Here is a 13,746-nt window from a genome sequence, read left to right on the forward strand (position 1 = left end):
GTCCTCAAGCCGGCTAACGGAGCCTCGTCCGCCAGCCGGCACGGGACTGTGTCATTTCACCCTTTCCTGCGCAAGGTCGCTCAGGATGCCGGCGGCCACGCTGACCTTGGCGAGGGTCGCCTCGCCGGTCTCCGTCAGCGCCGAGAGATTGGCGGTCACGCGGGAAAGCCGCTCCTTCTCGCTTTGCTGCCACGCGGCAAGCGGAGCCTTGTCGCCCTTGTGGCGCGTCAGCACGGCGCTTGTCAGGTCGCGGCGGGCATTGGCGATATCCGTAAGGCTGCGCTGGAGGGCCAGAGCCTCGTAGAGATCACCGGTCGGTATGCGACCTGCTGCGGCCAGCAGCCGGCCGATGTTCAGCGTGCCGCTGATACCCGCGAAGGCCTGCGCCGTCTTGCTCAGCGTATCGCCGGTCGCCGTTGCGATCAGCATGACCTCTGGCACGAAGGTCAGCATCGAGAGCGCCGTGATCTCGGCGGCCAGGTCTGCCGGCACGCCTTCGTCCTCGTAGGCATGGGCCCTGCGACGGGCCTCGTCGCCGGCGGCATCCGACACCAGCGTGGAGAGATGCGGCCGCAGCTGCTTCAGCGCCTGCTTGAGCTTGTGGATCGCCTGGTCGAGCGGGCCGGACACGGCACCGGTGGTCAGGAGCAGGCTGGTGAGCGTCGCATAGATGCGGCCGATCTCCTCATAGAGCTCGTTCTGGACTTCCCCCGAAACCTGGTTATCCAGGGCGTCCACGCCGGCATAGAGCGCGGGGAGGCCGTAACCGTCGCGCGCGATGACGGCGGCCTTGACCGCATCAGCCGGGCCGAAGCCGGTGCCGTCAGTGAGGCCGTTGATGAAGGCCGGGCCGCCGCGGTTGATCACCTCGTTCGCGAGTATGGTTGCGACGATCTCGCGGCGCAGCCGGTGCGAGCGGATGTCGTCGGCATAGGCCTTCTGCATCTTGGCGGGGAAGTAGCCCGCCAGTGTCGGCTCGAAATAGGGATCGTCCGGCAGGCCGGTATGGATGAGTTCGTCGAACAGCACCAGCTTTGCATAGGAAAGCAGCACGCCGATCTCCGGCCGCGTCAGCGGCTTGCCGGCCTGGTAGCGTTCGGCCAGTGTTCGGTCGTCCGGCAGCGTCTCGACCTTGCGGTTGAGATGGCCGGCGGCCTCCAGACGGTCCATCAGGCGGGTCAGCGACGCGCGGTTGGCTGTACCCTGCCGTTCCGTGAGCGAGATCGCCAGCGATTGCAGGTAGTTGTTGCGCAGGACGAGTTCGGCGACCTCGTCGGTCATCGAGGCGAGCAGCACGTTGCGCTTGGCGCGTGCGAGCCGTTCGTCACGCATGGCCGAGGCGAGCGCGATCTTGATGTTGACCTCCACGTCGGAGGAGTTGACGCCCGCGGAGTTGTCGATGGCGTCGGAGTTGCTGCGCCCACCCTTCAGGCCGAAGGCGATGCGGCCGCGCTGGGTGACGCCGAGATTGGCGCCCTCGCCGATCACCTTGGCGCGTACATCCTCGCCCACGATACGGATAGCGTCGTTGGCGCGGTCGCCAACTTCCGCATCCGTCTCGTTCTGGCCGCGGATATAGGTGCCGATGCCGCCAAACCACAGGAGGTCTACGGGGGCTTTCAGGATCGCCGTCATGATCTCGAACGGCGTCGCCTTGGCCTTGTCGATACCGATGACCGCCATGGCCTCCGGGGTCAGGGTCACGGATTTTTCCGTGCGCGGAATGATCATCGCGCCCTTGGAGAGCACGGAGCGGTCGTAATCCTGCCAGCTGGAGCGCGGCAGGTTGAACATGCGGCGCCGCTCGGCGAAGGACGTATCGGTATCCGGGTTCGGATCGATGAAGATGTCGCGATGATCGAAGGCCGCGACGAGGCGGATCTTGCGCGACAGCAGCATGCCGTTGCCGAAAACGTCGCCCGACATATCGCCGACGCCGGCCACCGTGAACGGCGTCTTCTGGATGTCGATGTTCATCTCGCGGAAGTGGCGCTTGACGGTTTCCCAGGCGCCGCGTGCGGTGATGCCCATCTTCTTGTGGTCGTAGCCGGCAGAACCGCCGGAGGCAAAGGCATCGTCGAGCCAGAAGCCGGCTTCCTGGGCAAGGCCGTTGGCCGTGTCTGAGAAGGTGGCCGTACCCTTGTCGGCCGCGACGACGAAATAGGGATCGTCTCCATCGAGACGGACAGTATCGGCCGGGGGCACGACGTCCTGACCAACAATGTTGTCGGTGACGGAGAGCAGCGTACGGATATAGGTCTTGTAAGCCTCGGTGCCGGCCTTGAAGACCGCATCACGGCTGCCGCCGGCCGGAAGCTGCTTGGGATAGAAGCCGCCCTTGGCGCCAACGGGCACGATGACAGCATTTTTCACTTGCTGTGCCTTAACGAGGCCCAGCACTTCGGTGCGGTAATCCTGCGCGCGGTCGGACCAGCGCAGGCCGCCACGGGCGACCTTGCCGAAGCGCAGATGCACGCCTTCGACCTCGGCACCATAGACGAAGATTTCGCGGAAGGGCCGCGGTTCCGGCAGGCCGTCAAGCGCCTTCGGATCGAGTTTGATCGCCAGGGTCTTGCGCGGCTTTCCGTCCGCATCGTGCTGGAAGTAGTTGGTGCGCAGCGTCGCCTGCAGCGCGTTGACGTAGCGGCGCAGGATCCGGTCCTCGTCGAGGCTCGGCACGTTGGCCAACGCATCCTCGATTGTCGCTGCGGCGTCCGTGGATTTCTTGTCGCGCTGGCGTTCGGAAAGTTTCGGGTCGAGACGCGCGTCGAACAGGCGGAAGAGGCCCGCGGCGATTGCCGGATACTTGTTGAGCGTATCGGCAATGTAGCCCTGCGAATAGGCGATGCCCGTCTGGCGCAGGTAGCGCGAATAGGTCCGGAGCGCCATGATTTCGCGGGCGGAAAGACCGGCGGTGATGATGAGGCGGTTCAACGCGTCGTCGTCCACCTCGCCGTGCCAGGCGGCGAGGAAGGCCTCCTCCAGCATCGGGCGCAGCTTGGCGAGATTGATCTCGATGCCGTCGCGGTGCTTCAGCTCCATGTCATGCAGCAGCACGCGCCGCTGCTCACCGTCGAGACCGACGACGGTCAGGTCATGGGTCTGCTCGCTGATGACGTTGAAACCGAGATTTTCAAGCAGCGGCACGCGACGGGAGAGCGAGACCGGCTCGTCGGCATGGAAGATCTTCAGCTCGACGGAGCTGAGATTGGTGTTCCAGGCCTTGCGGTAGAAGGCGATGCTGATCGGGTTGTCGGCGGTCGCGGTTGTGATGAGCGCGAGGTCCGCATGGGCTTCGGCGGGTGTGAAGTCCTCCTGATAGCCGCGATCGGCAATCAGCCTGAGACCGTCCCTGTTGGACAGCGCCTCGAAGCGGTCCGTCCAGCGCGTCGCGATCTCGCGCACGGCCTGTTCGAGCTTGTTCTGCGCGATGCGCGGCGTCTTGCCGCCGGAGCGGCCGATGATGAAATGCACGCGCGCGAGGCCGCCTTCCGGGAAGGCCGGATAATAGGCGGAGACGCGGCCATCGTAGGCCGACTTCAGGTAGTTGCCGATCTTCTCGCGCACATCCGAATCATATTGCTCGCGCGGCACATAGACGATGACGGAGACGAAGCGGTCGAAGCGGTCGATGCGCGGCAGGACGCGGATGCGCGGCCGGTCGGACAGTTCGTTGATCTGTTCGCAGAAGGTGGCGAGCAGGCCGGTATCGATCTGGAAGAGATCGTCGCGCGGATAGGATTCCAGCGTGTTCATCAGCATCTTGCCGGAATGGCTCTTCGGGTCGTAGCCGAAATGCTCAACGACATGTTCCACCTTGGAGCGCAGCAGCGGGATCTGGCTGGCGGCGTGGGTATAGGCGGTGGAGGTGAACAGGCCGACGATACGCAATTCGCCGATGACCTTGCCCTTCTCATCGAAGCGCTTGAGCCCGATATAGTCCATGTAGGCGCGCCGGTGCACGACGGACTTGGCGTTGGCCTTGGTGACGATGAGGAAGTCCGGTCCTTCGAGGAATTCGAGGATCTCCGGTGTCGTCGTCACGGCATCCTTGCCGAGGCGCAGCACGCGCACATCGGGATCGGCCAGAATGCCGAGGCCTTCGCCGCCCCGCTCCACGGTCGCATCCGCACCCTTGCCGGAATAGCTGTATTCCCGCATGCCGAGGAAGGTGAAGTTGTTGCCGCGCAGCCAGTCGAGGAAAGCGAGCGCTTCGCTCTTTCCGGGTTTTTCCCTGGCAAAGCGCTCCAGATCGCTTCTCATGCCGTCGAGCTTTTCCAGCATGGCCGGCCAGTCGTCCACGGCGAGGTGAACCTGATTGAGAACATGCCTCACCCGCTCTGTAAGGGCCGCGGCTTCCGCCGGCGACATTTCCGGCAGGTGAATCTCGATATGGCTGACGCGCTGGCCGGGCTCGCTCGGCTCGTCCGGTGAAAACAGCTTCGGCGCGGCACCGGGTGCCACAACGAGAATGGGGTGGATCGCCAGAAGAATGTCGCGATAGCTGCTGGTCACCTCGCCCATCACCGAATCGTACAGGAACGGCTGGTTGCGGTCTGTGACGGCAAGAACGGAAACCGGCTGGCCCTGCGGCTTCACGTCCGGCAAGGTGGTGACGGTCACGCGCGGGGCAGTGCCGTCCCAGGCTTCCAGCTCGCCCATGGCATGGGCGGAAGCAACGGCCAGCATCGCGCCGGTATAGTGGTCAAGATCGTCCTTGCTGGCGCGTCCAAAAAGGATGTCCGGGTTCAGTGTTTTCGCGCCGAGGGCTGCGGCAGCGGCCTTGGCGGCCTCGATATGCTTCTCTCTTTTCATGCTCATCCTGGAACCCCTGGAAATTACCCTCGAATCCGATGCCGGGACGTTACCAGAAGAAAAAAACGGCGCGATGAAATTTGTGTTTTCTTGAGAAAATTCAATCGATTTTGTCCAGAATAGGTCAGTTATACTGTCTTTTTGGCGGGAAATTCATGGATTTTCGTCGAAATGTCGCAACAAGCCGACACAACTGGTGTCGGACGTCGGTCTGCGCGGTGGCTTTGGGACGCACCGGCGTTGACAGGGTGTGGCGCTGTTTGCCATCACTTTTGCGCAGAAGGGGACCAGGCAATGGGTGAGAGCGACAAGGGCGCCGTCATCGTCATTTCGAGCCATGTCGTGCGCGGCACGGTGGGCAATCGTGCGGCCGTGTTCGCGCTGGAGACGCTTGGCCATCCAGTCTGGGCGCTGCCGACGGTCATTTTGCCGTGGCACCCCGGCCATGGAAAATCCACACGGGTGGTGCTGTCGCCGGAGGACTTCGACGCGATGATCTTCGACCTGATCCACGCGCCCTGGCGCGGTGAGATCAAGGCCGTCCTGACCGGCTATCTCGGCAGTGCCGCGCAGGTTCGCTCCGTGGCGCGCCTGGTCGAAAGCCTCAGGGGCGACAATCCTGATCTGCTTTATATGTGCGATCCGGTCTGCGGCGACGAGAAGGGTCTCTACATCGCCGAAGAGACGGCGGTCGCCATTCGCGACAGCCTCATCCCGCTGGCATCGATCGCGACACCCAACCGGTTCGAACTTGCCTGGCTCGCCGGCGCGCCGCTGGAGACGAATGGGCAGATCATGGAGGCGGCTCTGGCGCTCGGTCCGTCGCGCATGCTGGTCACCTCGGCGATGCCGCTGATGGCCGGCAGCACGGGCAATCTCTATCTGTCAGGTCGCAACGCACTTTTGGCCGAGCACCGGCTCGTGCCGAACCCGCCGAACGGCACCGGCGACCTGCTGGCCGCCATCTTCCTGTCGCGCCTTATGGAGGATCTGACGGAGGAGCGGCGCCTGATGACGGCGACGGCCAGCGTCTTCGAGATCGTTGCGCGCACGGCCAAGCGCGGTGCCGACGAGCTCACGCTGGAGCAGGATGCGTCCAGCATCTCCACGCCGATGGCGATGGTGCACATGCGCCGCCTGATGCATCCGGCGCAGACACGCAAGACCTGACGCGATCTGGCCTTGCGCGGTGGCCTGCAGGATGGTTTATGCAAAACCGGATGAGGCCATCCGCCAGATCGCACACGGGGTATTCCGACACCATGAACCGCTTTCCCGATCGCCTCCTGAACGGCTACCGCAATTTCATGTCCGGGCGTTATGCCGAGCAGTCGGCGCGTTACCGCGCTCTGGCCGAGACTGGCCAGAAACCCAAGACGCTCGTGGTCGCCTGTTGCGACTCCCGCGCCGCACCGGAGACGATCTTCGACAGCGGCCCGGGTGAACTCTTCGTCGTGCGCAACGTGGCCAATCTCGTGCCACCCTACGAGCCGGACGGGCAGTTTCATGCTACGTCGGCCGCGCTCGAATTCGCGGTTCAGTCGTTGAAGGTCACAGACATCCTCGTCATGGGCCATGGCCGCTGTGGCGGTATCTCGGCTGCGCTCGATCCGGAAGCCGAACCGCTGTCGCCAGGCGATTTCATCGGCAAGTGGATGGGCATGCTCAAGCCGGTCGCCGAGCAGATCCAGGGCGCGGGGATGCTCACGCAAGGCGAACGCCAGCGTGCCCTGGAGCGCGTTTCCATCCGCAATTCCATCGCCAATCTCAGGACCTTCCCCTGTGTGCGCATCCTTGAGGAAAAGGGTCGCCTCCAGCTGCATGGCGCCTGGTTCGATATCTCGACGGGTGAACTGTGGATCATGGACGCGGCCACCGGCGATTTCAGGCGCCCGAGCGCATGAAAAAACCGGCGTGGGCAACCACGCCGGTCTCATTTCGAATGAGTTCGTAGCCCAGCCGCGGCGCCATGCGACGCGCCGCAAGACTTTCCTCAGTTCCCGTCGATTTCCGCGGCAATGATGGCGATCGCGCGCTGGTAGACGCTTGCGGCGTTCCAGCCCTGCAGCGCGCCGAAATTCGGCTGGCCGGGCTGGTAGCCTGCGCCCGCGCTCCAGCCGTGGCCGCGCAGGAAGTTGGCTGTCGAGGCAAGCGCATCGGCCTTTGAGCCGACGAGGTCGATGCGGCCGTTGCCGTCGCCGTCGACGCCGTATTTCAGGACGTTCGCCGGCAGGAACTGCGTCTGGCCGATCTCGCCATGCGCCGCGCCGCGGGCCGTGGTGGAAAGCGTACCGTTCTGCACGAGCTGCAGCGTGGCGTAGAGCTGGTTGGTGAAGTATTCCGAGCGACGGCAGTCATAGGCGAGCGTCGCGACGGCGGAGATGGTGTGTTCCTTGCCGAGGAAGCTGCCGAAGCCGGTTTCCATGCCCCAGATCGCGAGAAGCGGGCCGGCGGGAACGCCGTAGCGGGCTTCGATGCGGTTGAAGAGGGCCGCGTTCTGCTGCTTCAGGCTCTTGCCGCGGCGAATGATCGCCTGGCCGCCGCGCTTCTGCATGAACTGTTCGAGGGAAAGCTTGAAGCTCTTCTGTCCGCGGTCCGCGCGGATCGTTGCGCGGGCGTAGCTGACATTGGAGAAGGCCTTGTCCAGCGTCGAACGGCTGATGCCGCGGCTTGCCGCCTCGCCCTTGAAGGCTTCGATCCAGGCGGGGAAACCGCCCGCGTCGTTGCCACACTTGGCAGCGTGTGCCGCCGCCGGCATCGCCGCGATGGCGATCATTGCGGCCAGAACCTTGCCCGCGCTCTTTTTCATGCCCATCAAGAACCCCGTGATCTCGTCAATACCGCTGCGGGAGCATGCCATGCTCCCCTGTTCCTGTCATCGCAACTCGGCGTGAACCGGCCGACGGCCTCAAAACAAAGCCCCGACTGTTCTTTAACGGAACAACCGGGACTTTTATTGAAACATCATTAAGAGAACGTTGCCATTTTTTGAGAAAGCCGGCAGATGCGTTCCCTGTACCTTATCAGGCGGCCTGCTTCTTTGCCTTGATCAGGCCGCGGGCCACGAGGAGTTCCGCGATCTGGATGGCATTGAGGGCAGCACCCTTGCGCAGGTTGTCGGAAACGACCCAGATGTTCAGGCCGTTTTCGACCGTTGCGTCCTCGCGGATGCGCGAGATGTAGGTGGCATCTTCGCCGGCAGACTCGTAAGGCGTGATGTAGCCGCCGTTTTCGTGCTTGTCGATCACCTGGCAACCCGGCGCCTCGCGCAGGATCTCGCGGGCCTCGTCGGCGGTGATTTCCTTCTCGAACTCGATGTTGACCGATTCCGAATGGCCGATGAAGACGGGAACGCGCACGGCCGTGCAGGTCACCTTGATCTTCGGGTCGAGCATCTTCTTGGTTTCGGCCAGAACCTTCCACTCTTCCTTCGTGTAGCCGTCTTCCATGAAGCTATCGATGTGCGGGATGACGTTGAAGGCGATGCGCTTGGTGAACTTCTTCGATTCGACGGGATCGGCGACGAAGACGGCGCGGGTCTGCTGGAAGAGTTCGTCCATGCCTTCCTTGCCGGCGCCGGAGACCGACTGGTAGGTCGAGACGACGACGCGCTTGATGGTGGCGCGGTCATGCAGCGGCTTCAGCGCGACGACGAGCTGGGCGGTCGAGCAATTCGGGTTGGCGATGATGTTCTTCTTGCGGAAGCCTGCAATCGCGTCCGGGTTCACTTCGGGAACGATCAGCGGAACCTCGGAATCGTAGCGCCAGGCCGAGGAGTTGTCGATGACGACGCAGCCCTGGGCGCCGATCTTCGGAGAATACTTCTGCGAAACGGTGCCGCCGGCCGACATCAGGCAGATATCCGTGTCGGAAAAATCGTAGTTCTCGAGGTTCTGAACCTTCAGTGTCTTGTCGCCGAAGGAGACCTCGGTGCCCTGCGAACGGGCGGACGCGAGCGCCACGACCTCATCGGCCGGAAAACCGCGCTCGGAAAGGATGTTCAGCATTTCACGGCCGACATTGCCGGTCGCGCCGGCGACTGCGATCTTAAAACCCATGTCTAAAGCTCTCTTTCTCTGTCTCTCCGCGGGGTCAGGAGGGGAAACCCGTCAGCCATGACGCGGGTTTCAGTCCCCGGCCATACCGGGGAGAGAGCGGTGGCCAGAGACGTCAGACGGTTTTCGTCGTCGTTTTGGCCGCTGTTTTGGAAATCGATACGCAATGAGGAACCCGTCCGGCGTTGAAGGCCGGAGCGATCATGCGAGCGATGGAGTGTCCAAGGCGAAACATGGCGGTTCCTTTTGCGTGCGTGCTGAATACGCTCATCTGGTGAAGAGTCAAGTCTTCCTTCACGGCCGGCGGCATTCCGTCGCCTGCCCCGCCTTCCACTTAAGTCTTACGCCAAAAGTCATAAGCCGAAAGCAGCGGTGATGTCACAATCTGTTTTCTGTCATCCTTTCATCAGGCGCACCCTGCCTTGTGTTCTCGGGAGGAACATGGGGCCTTTCACGGGCTGCCCCGACACGCCGTTTTTGTGGAGGACAATGAAATGGCAAATGTTTCGACCGTGGCCGGCGCCAAGGCCGCGCCCATGACGGGCGAGCAGAAGAAGGTGATCTTCGCCTCTTCGCTCGGCACCGTCTTCGAGTGGTACGACTTCTATCTTTACGGTTCGCTGGCCATCTATATTGGCGCGACCTTCTTCAGCCAGTACCCGGAAACGACCCGCAACATCTTTGCGCTTCTGGCGTTCGCCGCCGGCTTCCTGGTGCGTCCCTTCGGCGCGCTGGTGTTCGGCCGTCTCGGCGATCTCGTCGGGCGCAAATACACCTTCCTCGTGACCATCCTGATCATGGGCGTCTCGACCTTCGTGGTGGGCCTTCTGCCCGGTGCCGCCACCATCGGTATCGCCGCTCCGATCATCCTGATCCTCCTGCGCATGCTCCAGGGCCTGGCGCTCGGTGGCGAATACGGCGGTGCCGCAACCTATGTTGCCGAACATGCGCCGCAGGGCCGGCGCGGCTACTTCACGTCATGGATCCAGACGACGGCGACGCTCGGCTTGTTCCTGTCGCTGGTGGTCATCCTCTCGGTGCAGTTCATCGTCGGCAAGGAAGCCTTCGCCGAATGGGGCTGGCGCATTCCGTTCCTGCTTTCGGTCATTCTGCTCGGCGTTTCCGTCTGGATCCGCCTCAAGATGAACGAGTCGCCGGCCTTCAAGAAGATGAAGGAAGAGGGCAAGGGTTCCAAGGCACCGCTTACGGAAGCCTTCGGCCAGTGGCGCAATGCCAAGATCGCGCTGCTCGCGCTGTTCGGCGCCGTCGTCGGCCAGGCCGTCGTCTGGTATTCCGGCCAGTTCTATGCGCTGTTCTTCCTGACGGGCGTGCTGAAGGTGGACGGTCAGTCAGCCAATATCATGGTCGCCTGTTCGCTTCTCATCGGCACGGGTTTCTTCGTCCTGTTCGGCTGGCTGTCCGACAAGATCGGCCGCAAGCCCATCATCATGGCCGGCCTGCTTCTGGCAATGCTGACCTACTTCCCGCTCTTCAAGGCGCTGACCTGGGCAGGTAACCCGGCACTCGCAGAGGCGCAGGCGACGATCCGCGCGACCGTCACCGCCGCTCCCGGGGATTGCAAGTTCCAGTTCAACCCGACGGGCACGGCGAAGTTCACGACATCGTGCGATATCGCAACCTCGTTCCTCACCCGCAACTCGGTGCCCTATGACGTCGTCACGACGGCGCCCGCCGGCACGCCGGCCACGGTGAAGATCGGCGAGCAGACGATCTCGAGCTATGACGCGATCGCTGCCGGCGACCAGGCCAAGGCCCTTGACGGCGCCTTCCAGAAGCAGACGAACATCGCTCTTCACGACGCCGGCTATCCGCTGGTGCGCGGCGCGGCCAAGGTTCCGGACTCCAAGCTCGATGCTTTTGTAGCCGCCAACCCGGAACTTGCGCTCGATGCAACGGCGATCCGTGCCGGCGAGAAGGCGCCCACGCCGGTCGCCGATCTGGTCACGGCCAAGCTGCTGACGGCCGAAGAGGCTGCCGGTGCCACCGAGATGGATGTCTACACGATTGCCAATGGCGGCGCCTTCACCATGGTCGCCGACCCGGCAAACGTGAACTGGATCGGCACCATCGCGGTCCTGACCGTCCTCGTGATCTATGTCACGATGGTCTACGGGCCGATCGCTGCGCTGCTGGTCGAACTGTTCCCGACCCGCATCCGCTACACCGGCATGTCGCTGCCCTACCATATCGGTAACGGCTGGTTCGGCGGCCTGCTGCCGGCAACGGCCTTCGCGATGAGCGCGGCCCAGGGCGATATCTACTACGGCCTCTGGTATCCGATCATCTTCGCAGGCATCACGCTGGTCATCGGCCTTCTGTTCCTGCCGGAAACGAAGGACCGCGACATCCACGCCATGGATTGATCACCCCCTTCCGATCCGCCCATGGCGACCCGGCTCGTGGCAACACGGGCCGGGTTTTTTCATTTTGAGGGTGGAAGAAGGGTTGTGAGCCGGGGCCAGCCGTTTTCGCCGGTGCGAAAGAGCCATTGCCGGCTGGCGAAGAAAAAGGCGGTCGCCACCGCCGTCCAGAGGCCGAGCAGGAGGCCTGCGGCAACGTCGCTGGGATAATGCGCGCCGACGATGACACGCGAGACGCCGATGACGAGTGCACCCAGCAGAAAAAGCGGCCGCAGCCGCGGCGCCAGCATGGAAAAGGCCCCGAAGAAGGCCCCGACGGCCGCCGAATGGCCGGACGGGAAGCTGGAATAGAGATCGTCATAAGCGAATGGTGTCAGGCTGTAGGCGCCGTGGTCGGCAAACAGTTCCGGCCGTGCCCGTCCGACGATCAGCTTGAAGAGATGCACCAGCGCGCTTGTCGCGCCGATGGTCACGAAGAAATAGAGCGCCAGCCATCCTCCCGCCGTTGCCCGCTCTCCCAGCCCATGGTTCCAGCTCACGCGCCCGAGAATGTAGGCGAGGATCACGACCAGCCCGGAGCCGTAGATCATCCAGCGGAAGGTGCCGAAATCCGTGATGTGCCGGTTGAAGGTGACGATGGCGTCCGGAAGCCCCTGCGCGTGTTGTGAAATCAGCGGATCCAAGGGAAGCAGCGCCACGACGAGGACGGCGGTGGCGGCGAAAATCCAGAGCGAGGAGGTCGCAAGCGATCGGTTCATGATGGTCCTTTGCAACACGCGTCGTCTGCATGTGTTCGCCGGTTGTGGCTTTTCAAGGGATGCAAACGAAAAAGCTCCCGGCGCGCTGGCGACGGGAGCCATTCCTTGGGCCAGCCGGCGATGCCGGCTGAGTGTTCTCAGGCCGAGAGCGTCTTGAAGGCGGCGAGGATGGCGTCGCCCATTTCGACGGTGCCGACCTGGCGGCAGCCTTCGGCCATGATGTCACCGGTGCGCACGCCGCTGTCGAGGACCTCGGCGATGGCCTTCTCGAGATTGTCGGCCTCGGCAACCATGTTGAACGAATAGCGCAGGCACATCGCGAACGAGGCGATCATGGCGATCGGATTGGCAATGCCCTTGCCGGCAATGTCAGGTGCCGAGCCGTGGACCGGCTCATAGAGCGCCTTGCGCTGGCCCTTGACGTCAGGTGCGCCGAGCGAGGCCGACGGCAGCATGCCGAGCGAGCCGGTCAGCATGGCGGCGACGTCGGAGAGCATGTCGCCGAACAGGTTGTCCGTCACGATGACGTCGAACTGCTTGGGGGCACGCACCAGCTGCATGCCGCCGGCATCGGCCAGCATGTGTTCCAGCTGCACGTCGGAATAGCTGCGCTTGTGCGTTTCCGTGACCACCTGGTTCCACAGAACGCCGGACTTCATGACGTTGCGCTTTTCCATCGAGCAGACGCGATTGTTGCGTGTGCGGGCCAGTTCGAAGGCGACGCCCGCGATGCGCTCGATTTCGTAGGTGTCGTAGACCTGCGTATCGATGCCGCGCTTCTGGCCGTTGCCGAGATCGACGATTTCCTTCGGCTCGCCGAAATAGACGCCACCGGTCAGTTCGCGCACGATGAGAATGTCGAGGCCTTCCACCAGCTCGGGTTTCAGCGAGGAGGCATTGGCAAGCGCCGGGTAGCAGATGGCCGGGCGCAGGTTCGCGAAGAGCTGGAGGTCCTTGCGCAGGCGCAGAAGGCCGGCTTCGGGGCGGACTTCATAGGGCACGGCATCCCACTTCGGGCCGCCCACGGCGCCGAACAGAACGGCGTCGGCCGCAAGCGCCTTCTCCATGTCGCCTTCCGAGATCGCCGCGCCATGGGCGTCGTAGGCGCAGCCGCCGACGAGGCCTTCGTCGGTGGTGAAGCCTGCGCCGAGTTCAGCGTTCATATAGGCGATGATCTTGCGGACTTCCGCCATGGCTTCCGGGCCGATGCCGTCGCCGGGCAGAAGGAGGAGGTTACGCGCTGTCATGGGATTGTCCTTGATGTCACGGAATGGTCGCGCGCTTCTTAGCGCAACTTCCGTTCAAGGAAAATCGCCGAAAAGAAAGAATTTTGCGCGATTGCCTCGGCCTTTCGGCTAGGTCCGGCGCAGCGCCGTCACTTCGATCTCGATCAGCATTTCGGGCCTGATCAGATCGCAGACGACCATGGTCGCGGCGGGCCGGATCGTGCCGAAGGTTTCGCCGAGAATGGGGAAGACGCGGTCGGCAAAGGCGGCGTCCGTCACATAATAGTGGCAGCGCACGACATCTTCGAAGGAAAAGCCGGACTCAGTCAGGACCCTGCCAATCGTCGCAAGGCAGTTGCGCGTCTGGTCCTCGACGCTGTCGGGCATGATCATGGTGGCGTAGTCGTAACCGGTCGTGCCGGACACGAAGCACCAGTCGCCCTGCACGACGGCGCGCGAATAGCCCGCCGTCGCTTCGAATGGGGAGCCGGACGAGATCAGCCGGCGCATC

9 protein-coding genes are annotated in these 13,746 nt (G+C 63.3%); 3 read left to right on the top strand and 6 right to left on the bottom strand.

The features are described from left to right. Positions 1–51 precede the first annotated feature (51 nt). Positions 52–4,821 carry an NAD-glutamate dehydrogenase gene (locus tag MNR02_RS00275; RefSeq protein ID WP_241947664.1) on the bottom strand — a complete coding sequence of 1,590 codons (4,770 nt, stop codon included), beginning with the start codon at positions 4,819–4,821 and terminating at the stop codon, positions 52–54. A gap of 288 nt (positions 4,822–5,109) precedes the next feature. Here MNR02_RS00275 and pdxY point away from each other — a divergent pair, with 288 nt between their 5' ends. Continuing rightward, positions 5,110–5,985: a pyridoxal kinase PdxY gene (gene pdxY / locus MNR02_RS00280; RefSeq protein WP_241947665.1), complete on the top strand. Its 876-nt coding sequence runs from the start codon at positions 5,110–5,112 to the stop codon at positions 5,983–5,985. 92 nt (positions 5,986–6,077) lie between these two features. Beyond that, positions 6,078–6,719: a carbonic anhydrase gene (locus MNR02_RS00285; RefSeq protein WP_241947666.1), complete on the top strand. Its 642-nt coding sequence runs from the start codon at positions 6,078–6,080 to the stop codon at positions 6,717–6,719. Between the two features lie 89 nt (positions 6,720–6,808). On the opposite strand, the gene MNR02_RS00290 is transcribed toward MNR02_RS00285, so the two are convergent. Both MNR02_RS00290 and MNR02_RS00295 read right to left on the bottom strand, forming a co-directional pair. Then, positions 6,809–7,630: a lytic transglycosylase domain-containing protein gene (locus MNR02_RS00290; protein WP_241948909.1), complete on the bottom strand. Its 822-nt coding sequence runs from the start codon at positions 7,628–7,630 to the stop codon at positions 6,809–6,811. Between the two features lie 208 nt (positions 7,631–7,838). After that, positions 7,839–8,873 carry an aspartate-semialdehyde dehydrogenase gene (locus tag MNR02_RS00295; RefSeq protein WP_241947667.1) on the bottom strand — a complete coding sequence of 345 codons (1,035 nt, stop codon included), beginning with the start codon at positions 8,871–8,873 and terminating at the stop codon, positions 7,839–7,841. A 491-nt stretch (positions 8,874–9,364) separates the two neighbouring features. Between MNR02_RS00295 and MNR02_RS00300 the strand changes: the two genes are divergently transcribed. After that, positions 9,365–11,254, top strand: coding sequence for an MFS transporter (locus MNR02_RS00300; protein WP_241947668.1), 1,890 nt, complete (start codon positions 9,365–9,367; stop codon positions 11,252–11,254). Between the two features lie 59 nt (positions 11,255–11,313). Here MNR02_RS00300 and MNR02_RS00305 read toward each other — a convergent pair whose 3' ends face one another. The 3 genes from MNR02_RS00305 to MNR02_RS00315 all read right to left on the bottom strand — a co-directional run bounded on the left by MNR02_RS00305 (position 11,314) and on the right by MNR02_RS00315 (position 13,745). Continuing rightward, the gene (locus MNR02_RS00305) at positions 11,314–12,009 is read right to left on the bottom strand and encodes a phosphatase PAP2 family protein (protein ID WP_241947669.1); all 696 of its coding nucleotides are present in this window, start codon (positions 12,007–12,009) and stop codon (positions 11,314–11,316) included. A gap of 137 nt (positions 12,010–12,146) precedes the next feature. Next, positions 12,147–13,256 (bottom strand): 3-isopropylmalate dehydrogenase, encoded by a 1,110-nt coding sequence (gene leuB / locus MNR02_RS00310; protein WP_241947670.1) that lies wholly within the window; start codon positions 13,254–13,256, stop codon positions 12,147–12,149. Between the two features lie 108 nt (positions 13,257–13,364). Then, positions 13,365–13,745: a RidA family protein gene (locus MNR02_RS00315; RefSeq protein WP_241600879.1), complete on the bottom strand. Its 381-nt coding sequence runs from the start codon at positions 13,743–13,745 to the stop codon at positions 13,365–13,367. Position 13,746: the final 1 nt, after the last annotated feature.

Origin of the sequence: Shinella sp. H4-D48 (genome assembly GCF_022637395.1) — a bacterium.
Taxonomy (GTDB): Bacteria; Pseudomonadota; Alphaproteobacteria; order Rhizobiales; family Rhizobiaceae; genus Shinella; species Shinella sedimenti.

What these genes read in the sequence shown, in the direction of transcription:
- MNR02_RS00275 (WP_241947664.1), bottom strand. Translation starts at nt 4,821, where the DNA reads ATGAGCATGAAAAGAGAGAAGCATATCGAGGCCGCCAAGGCCGCTGCC.
- pdxY (WP_241947665.1), top strand. Translation starts at nt 5,110, where the DNA reads ATGGGTGAGAGCGACAAGGGCGCCGTCATCGTCATTTCGAGCCATGTC.
- MNR02_RS00285 (WP_241947666.1), top strand. Translation starts at nt 6,078, where the DNA reads ATGAACCGCTTTCCCGATCGCCTCCTGAACGGCTACCGCAATTTCATG.
- MNR02_RS00290 (WP_241948909.1), bottom strand. Translation starts at nt 7,630, where the DNA reads ATGGGCATGAAAAAGAGCGCGGGCAAGGTTCTGGCCGCAATGATCGCC.
- MNR02_RS00295 (WP_241947667.1), bottom strand. Translation starts at nt 8,873, where the DNA reads ATGGGTTTTAAGATCGCAGTCGCCGGCGCGACCGGCAATGTCGGCCGT.
- MNR02_RS00300 (WP_241947668.1), top strand. Translation starts at nt 9,365, where the DNA reads ATGGCAAATGTTTCGACCGTGGCCGGCGCCAAGGCCGCGCCCATGACG.
- MNR02_RS00305 (WP_241947669.1), bottom strand. Translation starts at nt 12,009, where the DNA reads ATGAACCGATCGCTTGCGACCTCCTCGCTCTGGATTTTCGCCGCCACC.
- leuB (WP_241947670.1), bottom strand. Translation starts at nt 13,256, where the DNA reads ATGACAGCGCGTAACCTCCTCCTTCTGCCCGGCGACGGCATCGGCCCG.
- MNR02_RS00315 (WP_241600879.1), bottom strand. Translation starts at nt 13,745, where the DNA reads ATGCGCCGGCTGATCTCGTCCGGCTCCCCATTCGAAGCGACGGCGGGC.